General features: G+C 64.5%; 6 protein-coding genes. 4 read left to right on the top strand and 2 right to left on the bottom strand.

From position 1 onward, the window contains the following. From AYR66_RS21640 to AYR66_RS21625, 4 genes are all read left to right on the top strand, one after another. Positions 1-553, top strand: a 553-nt coding sequence (locus tag AYR66_RS21640; protein ID WP_234814968.1) for a sensor histidine kinase, incomplete at its 5' end; no start/stop codon positions are given. A gap of 108 nt (positions 554-661) precedes the next feature. Next, on the top strand, positions 662-1,612 hold the full coding sequence (locus tag AYR66_RS21635; RefSeq protein WP_088709223.1) for a CAP domain-containing protein: 951 nt from the start codon (positions 662-664) through the stop codon (positions 1,610-1,612). A gap of 141 nt (positions 1,613-1,753) precedes the next feature. Beyond that, complete coding sequence (locus AYR66_RS21630) at positions 1,754-5,707, top strand: PAS domain S-box protein (RefSeq protein ID WP_088709222.1); 3,954 nt, start codon at positions 1,754-1,756, stop codon at positions 5,705-5,707. Positions 5,708-5,716: 9 nt separating this feature from the next. Then, positions 5,717-6,109 carry a response regulator transcription factor gene (locus AYR66_RS21625; protein ID WP_088709221.1) on the top strand — a complete coding sequence of 131 codons (393 nt, stop codon included), beginning with the start codon at positions 5,717-5,719 and terminating at the stop codon, positions 6,107-6,109. Positions 6,110-6,319: 210 nt separating this feature from the next. Here the strand turns inward: AYR66_RS21625 and AYR66_RS21620 are convergent, their stop codons facing one another. Beyond that, positions 6,320-6,658 carry a DUF3135 domain-containing protein gene (locus AYR66_RS21620; protein ID WP_088709220.1) on the bottom strand — a complete coding sequence of 113 codons (339 nt, stop codon included), beginning with the start codon at positions 6,656-6,658 and terminating at the stop codon, positions 6,320-6,322. Between the two features lie 414 nt (positions 6,659-7,072). After that, the coding region (locus tag AYR66_RS21615; RefSeq protein WP_474647540.1) for a tRNA modification GTPase at positions 7,073-7,608 on the bottom strand (536 nt) is incomplete at its 5' end.

Here is a 7,608-nt window from a genome sequence, read left to right as displayed (position 1 = left end):
CATGGTCGGCGGCATCGCCGGCACCACCGATGCCACCGTGCACCTCGCCAACCGCCTGCTGTCGCTCGCGCGCGCCGAGCATGGCGCCGCCGAGGGCGAGCTGCAGCACGTTTCACTGACCGGGCTGGCGCGCCAGGTCGGCCTTGAACTGGCGGTCGAAGCCGTCAAGAAAGACATCGACCTGTCCTTCGAAGGACAGCGCGAGGTGCGGGTGCGTGGCCACGAACTGCTGCTGCACGAGATGCTGGCCAACCTGGTCGACAATGCGATCCGCTACACGCCGGCCGGCGGCCGGCTCGTGATCCGCGTCTTCAAGGTCGATGTGCCGATGCTGGAAGTCGAAGACAGCGGCCCGGGCATTCCCGAAAGCGAACGCGAGCGCGTATTCGCCCCCTTCTACCGCGCCGCCACTGCGCAGGCGGTCAACGCGGCCGGCAGCGGTCTCGGCCTGACCATCGTGCGCGACATTGCCGCCATGCATGGCGCAAGCGTCGAATTATTGGACGGCGCGCAAGGTGCCGGACTGAAAGTCAGGATACTTTTTCCTCTGTAATTCGCTTTCGTGCAGCTTTGCAACCTTCTGTAAAAGTCCGCATCTAAACGGGCTTTTGCGGCTAACGTGAACGATGACACGCCGCGCATCTTGTCTAAAGGAATACACATGGAGCGCACTTCCCGCTCAGCCCTGCTTGCCCTGTTTACCGCACTCGCCCTTGCCGCCTGTGGTGGTGGTGGCGACAGCGGCGGCGGTGTCACCACGCAGAACGCCGCCAGCCTTGCCGAACCAGGCGCGCCGCTCGCCACCGGCAATACCGCGAACGACGGCGTCGCCTGGTTCAACTTCCGCCGCCAGCAGGTCGGCGTGCGCACGCTGCTGCGCGCGCCGATGGCCGACGCCGCCGCTCAGGGACATTCCGAGTACGAAAAGGTCAATAACGTCATCACCCACGAACAGACGCCGGGCGCGCCCGGCTTCACCGGCGTCACTGTCGGCGACCGCCTCACCGCCGCCGGCTACCAGTTCCGCTCCGCCTATGCGTATGGCGAGGTGCTGTCGTCCACCTCGGATACGTCCGGCGTCAATGCTGCCGAAGACCTGCTTGCCGCGATCTATCACCGCTTCGTGATCCTCGAGCCGGTCTTCACCCAGGTCGGCGCCGGCGCGGCCACGGTGCGCAACGGTTCGACTTACTTCACTGCCAACTTCGTCACCGACCGTCTCGACGTCGGCCTTGGCGCCGGACGCATCGTCACCTACCCGTTCACCGGCCAGCAGGGTGTACCGCGCAATTTCTTCAGCGACCACGAAGTGCCGGACCCGGTGCCGTCGCGCAATGAAGTCGGCTACCCGGTCAGCGTGCACGCCGACATCACGTCCATCATCGAAGTGACCAGCTTCTCCATCCGCCCGCGCGGCGGCGCCGCGCTCCAGGTGCAATTGCTGCAGAACCGCGCCAGCGCCGGCGGCACCGCCGACCCGCTCACGCCGCCTTCGGCCGCTGCCATCATCCCTGTCGGCGTGCTGGCGCCGGCGACCACCTACGACGTGCAGTTCAGCGGCCGTGTGGACGGCGTGCCGGTCAGCCGGGAGTGGTCATTTACCACACTGTAAGTACCTGCTGATGCCTGCCCGGCACGAATCTGATATTGTGCTTCCCGATAACAAGGAGACAGGTTAAGAATCCGCCGGGCGCCGCCCGCGTGATTGGCATGCCCTTGCGATCAAGGACGATGTCCATCAACGGGCGGCACGATGACGGCAAGGCCAGGCACCACTCCCTCTGCGAACGACGACCATGAGCTGCTGAGCGCCGGCTTCGACGCGACCGGCATCGGCGTCTGCTTCCTCGATGAGCAGGGCGTCTTCGTGCGCGTCAACCGCGCCTTCTCCGACTTGCTCGGTTATCCGCAGGAAGGAATCGTGGGTCGTCCGTGGACGCTCGCCGCCCCACCCGAGGTCACAGCGCTGGGCCAGCGTTTCATCAACGAACTGTTTTCCGACAATCCGCGCCTGTCCGACGAATGGCGCGTGCGCCGCGCCGACGGCCGCATCCTGACCGCACTGGTCAGCTTCAAACCCATCGTCGTCTCCGGCGGCCTGCGCCGCATGGTCGTCACCTTCACCGATATCGAAGCGCGCAAGGCGGCGGAAGAAATCGCGCTGCGCCGTTCGCAGGACCTGTACCGCAACGTTGTCGAACACGTCAGCGAAGCGATCGTCGTGGTGCAGGGCGACAGCCTCATCTACGCCAACCCGCGCACTGCCGCGCTGTCCGGCTACACGCTCGACGAACTCTTGCGCATTCCCTTCACCTCGCTGGTCCATCCCGACGACCTGGGCGAAGTCATGCTGCGTTACCAGCGCCGCATGAACGATGTCCCGGCCACCGCACGCTATGCCGAGTTCCGCGTGGTGCGGCGCGACGGCGAAGTACTGTGGGTGGAGTCGAGCGCGGTGCGCATCGACTGGGAAGGCCAGCCCGCGATGCTCGCCTTCCTGTCCGACCAGAGCGAGCGCCGGCGGCAGCAGGAAGCACTCGTCAAATCCGAGGAGCACCATCGCCAGGTCGTCGACAATGCCACCGAAGGCATCGTCGTGCTGCAGGACGGCCGCATCGTGTTCGCCAACGAGCGGATACTGGAGCTGACCGGCTCCGCGCGCGGCCAGATGATCGGACAGCCGCTCGCGCACGATGTGCATCCCGACGACCGCGCAATGGCACAGGACCGCTACGTGCGGCGCATGCGCGGCGAGGACGTCGAGCAGAACGCGGTACTGCGCATCATCCACAAGCAGAGCGGCAACACCATCTGGGTCGAGGTCGCCGCCGTCACCATCGAATGGGAAGGCCGGCCTGCGTCGCTGGTGTTCATCACCGACATCACTGCGCGCAAGACGCTCGAAGACAAGCTCAAGCAGACGCTGGCCGAACGCGAAACCATCCTCGAAAACTCCATCGTCGGGATGATCTTCCTGAACGCCTCCGGCCGCATCAACTGGGCCAACCGTGCGCTGTACCAGATCTTCGGCGTCGGCCCGGAAGAGCCGATCGGCACCTCGCTCGAGCGCTACTACCCGTCGCGCGAGGACTACCTGAAGACCGGCGCCGCAGTGGCTGAAGCGGTGCGCCACGGCGCGGCGTACGAAGCCGAGCTGCAGATGCGGCGCGGCGACGGCAGCCTGTTCTGGGCCTACCTGTCCGGCCGCGCGGTCAATCCCGGCGACATGTCGCGCGGCACCGTGTGGGTGGTCATGGACATCACCAAGCGCCGCCAGCTCGAGGTCGACCTCAACAAGTCCGAAGAGCACCACCGCCAGGTGGTCGACAACGCCACCGAAGGCATCCTCGTGGTGCAGGAAGGCCGTATCGTGTTCGCGAACCCGCGCGTGATGCAGCTTACCGGCTTCGCGCAGGAGGAACTCTTCGCCCGGCCTTTCGACGCCGCCATCCATCCCGAAGACCGCGCGCTCGTCAAAGACCATCATTTGCGCCGCCTGCGCGGCGAACAGGTCGAGCAGTACTACCACTTCCGCATTGTCAACGGCAGGACCGGCGCGGTCATCTGGGCACAGCTGTCGGCGGTGCTGATCGAATGGGAAGGGCGGCCGGCCACGCTGTCCTTCATGACCGACGTCACCGAGCGCAAGCGCCTGGAAGACAGCCTCAAGCACAGCATGGCCGAGCGCATCCGCCTCGAGACGCTGCAGATCCAGGCCGAGCTGAAGGAAGCCGAGCTCGCGCGCCGCCACGCCGAGGAAACCACGCGCGCCAAGTCGATGTTCCTGGCCAACATGAGCCACGAAATCCGCACCCCGATGAACGCCATCATCGGCATGGCCCACCTCGCGCTGCGCACCGGCCTCGACCCCAAGCAGCGCGACTACATTGAAAAGATCCGCAGCGCCGGCCTCTCGCTGCAGGGCGTGATCAACGACATCCTCGATTTTTCCAAGATCGAAGCCGGCAAGCTCGACATGGAACATGTCAGCTTCAACCTCGACGATGTGCTCAACAACGTCGCCACCGTCACCGGCGCGCGCGCGCACGAAAAGCGGCTGGAGTACCTGTTCCAGTTCCCGCTCGACATCCCGCGCGGGCTGGTCGGTGATCCGCTGCGTCTCGGGCAGGTGCTCATCAACCTGATCAACAACGCGATCAAGTTCACCGACGAGGGCGAAGTCTTCGTCGCCTGCCGCCGGCTTGACATGAGCGCCGACAAGATCCAGCTGCAATTCATTGTGCGCGATACCGGCATCGGCATGGCGCCGGAGCAGACCGGCAAGCTGTTCCGCGCCTTCAGCCAGGCCGACGAATCCACCACCCGCAAGTACGGCGGCACCGGCCTCGGCCTGTCCATCTCCAAGCGCCTGGTCGAGCTGATGGGCGGCACCATCTGGCTGGAGAGCGAAGTCGGCGTTGGCACCACCATCCGCTTCACTGGCTGGTTCGGCCTGTCCGAGGCGCAGGAGCGGCAGCACCTGCCTGCGCAGGGATTTGCGGGCCTGCGCGTGCTCGTGGTGGACGACAATCCGAGTGCACGCGACGTGCTGGCCGACAGTCTGAGCGCGCTTCAATTGCACGTGGACACGGCGCGGAACGCAGGCGAAGCGCTCGACATGATTTGCAGGGCCGACATCAAGGCACCTTATGCGGTAGTGTTCACCGACTTCGACATGCCCGGCATGGACGGGCTCGACCTGATCAATGCCGTCAAGCACGACGACACGCTGCACGCGGTGCCGCGCATGATCCTGCTCAGCGCGCACGGCCGGGAAGAGGCGCGCCAGCGCGTCGAGCACATCAAGGCCGACGGTTTCCTGCTCAAGCCGGTCAACACCTCCCACCTGGTCGACACGCTGGCCGAACTGTTCGCGCCGCATTCCCGCAGCGGCGCCGCGCGCAGCGCCGAACGCATCCCGCGCTTCCGCGACCTGAACGTGCTGCTGGTCGAGGACAATGAAATCAACCAGCAGATCGCCATCGAACTGCTGCAGGCCACAGGCATCCGCGTCGACATCGCCGTCAACGGCCGCGTTGCGCTGGACAAGTTGATGACCGGCGGCTCGCGCCGCTATGGCCTGGTCTTCATGGATGTGCAGATGCCGGAAATGGACGGCCACGAAGCGACCCGCCGCATCCGCGCCGATGCACGCTTCGCCCGCCTGCCCATCCTCGCGATGACGGCCCATGCGCTGGTCGAGGAACGCGCGCGCTGCTTCGCCGCAGGCATGAACGGCCACCTCGCCAAACCCATCAACCCGTCCGAGCTGTACGCCGCCATCGCCCGCTGGTGCCCTCAGTCCGTGGTGCGCGACAGCGGCACCGACCTCGGCGCCGCGCCGCATGCGGACAATACGGACCTGGTGATCGAAGGCATCGACGTCGAAGACGGCCTGGCACGCACGCTCGGCAACAAGGAATTCTTCCTGCAGATGCTAGCCCGCTTCCGCGACGGCCACTGCGACAGCGCCAACGCCATCCGGCGCGTCCTGCCCGAAGACCGCGAGCAGGCGGAGCGCCTTGCTCACTCGCTCAAGGGCGTGGCCGCACTGCTAGGCGCCTTTGCCGTGCGTGAAACCGCGACACAGGTCGAACACCTCGTCCATGCCGGCGCCTCACTGCGAGAAATGGAACCGCTGCTCGAAGAACTCGATGCCATGCTAACCGCGCTGCACGCCGCGATCGGCGAGGCGCTGCCAGACTAGGAGACTTTCATGCCCGATCCCTCCAGCATCACCGTCCTGATCATCGACGACAACGACGTCAGCCGCTCGATGCTGCGCCACATCCTCGCGAACGAAAAATATCGCGTCGTCGGCGAGGCCGGCAACGGCCGCCTCGGCCTGGAGCTGGCGGAACGCCTCAAGCCCAATATCGTCTGCCTCGACATCAACATGCCGGCGCCGAACGGGATCGAAGTGCTGCGTCAGCTGAAGGAAACCCTGCCGCAGGCCGAGGTGCTCATGGTCACCGGTAACAACGACCGCAATTCGGTCATGGAAGCGATGCAGCTCGGCGCAGCCGGCTACATCGTGAAGCCCTTCAATCCCACCACGCTCCTGCGCACCCTGGAACAGGCCGTGGCCAAACTGCGCACGGACGCCTGAGCGCCATGCAGTTCAACCGCAACCGCCTCGTAGCCGCCCTGTGCATCGCCGCGTCCGCTGCCGCCAGTATCGGCATCCTGGTGTGGATATTCTTCTAGTTTGCCCACATTTCCTGTGCCCAAATCTGTGGACAACCCGGGAGAAGTATCCCTATGTCACTGATTGCAAAGGGAAATTTTGCTTTGATTAAACGCAAGGCAGGAACGCGGCTCAAATCGCGCGCAGCGTGCTGCCGAGTCGCAGCCGCTCGATAAGCAGTGCGGCCTGCAAGCCGGCCGCCGCTTCCAGCGCCTGTTCCCAGCTGTTGTGCAGGCGGCCTACCGATTCCTGCATCATGCGGAAAGCGATCGCCGCTGCCTCAACCGGCGTTGCAGCGTGCGCGCGCGCAGTCTCGATCTGTTCCAGCAGCCGCTCCAGTGCCGGCCGGTGATGCAGCGGCGCCTCGTCCACCGCTTCACGCAGCATATGGCGGCGGAAATCCTCCAACGCCGCGGGGTCGTGGCGGTACAAGGCGACAAGCACGTCGAAATCGGGAAGGGGGCTGGGCATCGTTCGGGCTCCTGTACTTGGTTCAGTACAGGTATATCGCCCTTGCCATCCCGCGCCATTGTGGACGCTCAATGGCGCAGGGCGCCCCGTCTGCTCGGCCTCAAGCGGGATTGTGACAGGCAAAAAAAAACCCGCAGACCTTGCGGTTTGCGGGTAAATCCAATTCAAGAAGAGTTGGAGGAGACAGGAAGAATAATACTGCTCCGCAACATGTTCCGCCGCTTTCTTCTCGTGATGACAGCTATTCACAAAGCTGATAACAGCGCCCAGTAAAAAGCCCGCAAGGCTTGCGCCTGCGGGCTCTCGTGTCTCCTTCGATCATCCTTGATTCGGATTTCTTTATTTGGTGCGCGAATAGTACACGCCTTTAATTAAAAACAAAAGTCTTCAAATCTCACAATTTCCAAACTTTCGTCATTTTCCGATGCAAAAACGGCTGAAAATTACGCCAAGCAAGTCATCCGGCGTAAATTCTCCGGTGATGCTGTTCAGCCGCTCCTGCGCAATGCGCAATTCTTCGGCGAACAGGTCGAGCGCATGGTCGCTCGTCCGGTTGTCCTTCGCCACATGTTCGGCCGCAACATCGAGATGCTCGCGCGCCGCTTTCAATGCCAGCAAGTGGCGTTCGCGCGCCAGGAAACGCGACTCGCCGGTCTGCTGCCAGCCCGCCACGCGCAACAATTCGGTGCGCAACAGGTCGATGCCGCGCCGGTCGGTTGCCGACAGGTAGACGTGCGTGGCATCGGGCATGCGGTCCACCGCCGGCCGGTGGCCGGACAGGTCGATCTTGTTCCACACCCGCAGCACCGGCACGTTGTCCGGCAGGCGCCCCATGATCTCTTCGTCGCCGCGCGTCGGCCCGCGGCTCGCATCCAGCAGGTGCAGGATCACGTCCGCCTTGTTCACCTCGCCCCAGGTGCGCTCGATGCCGATGCGCTCCACCTCGTCGC

Source organism: Noviherbaspirillum denitrificans (genome assembly GCF_002211445.1).
GTDB lineage: Bacteria > Pseudomonadota > Gammaproteobacteria > Burkholderiales > Burkholderiaceae_D > Noviherbaspirillum > Noviherbaspirillum denitrificans.
This window is presented reverse-complemented; position numbering and strand designations above follow the sequence as displayed.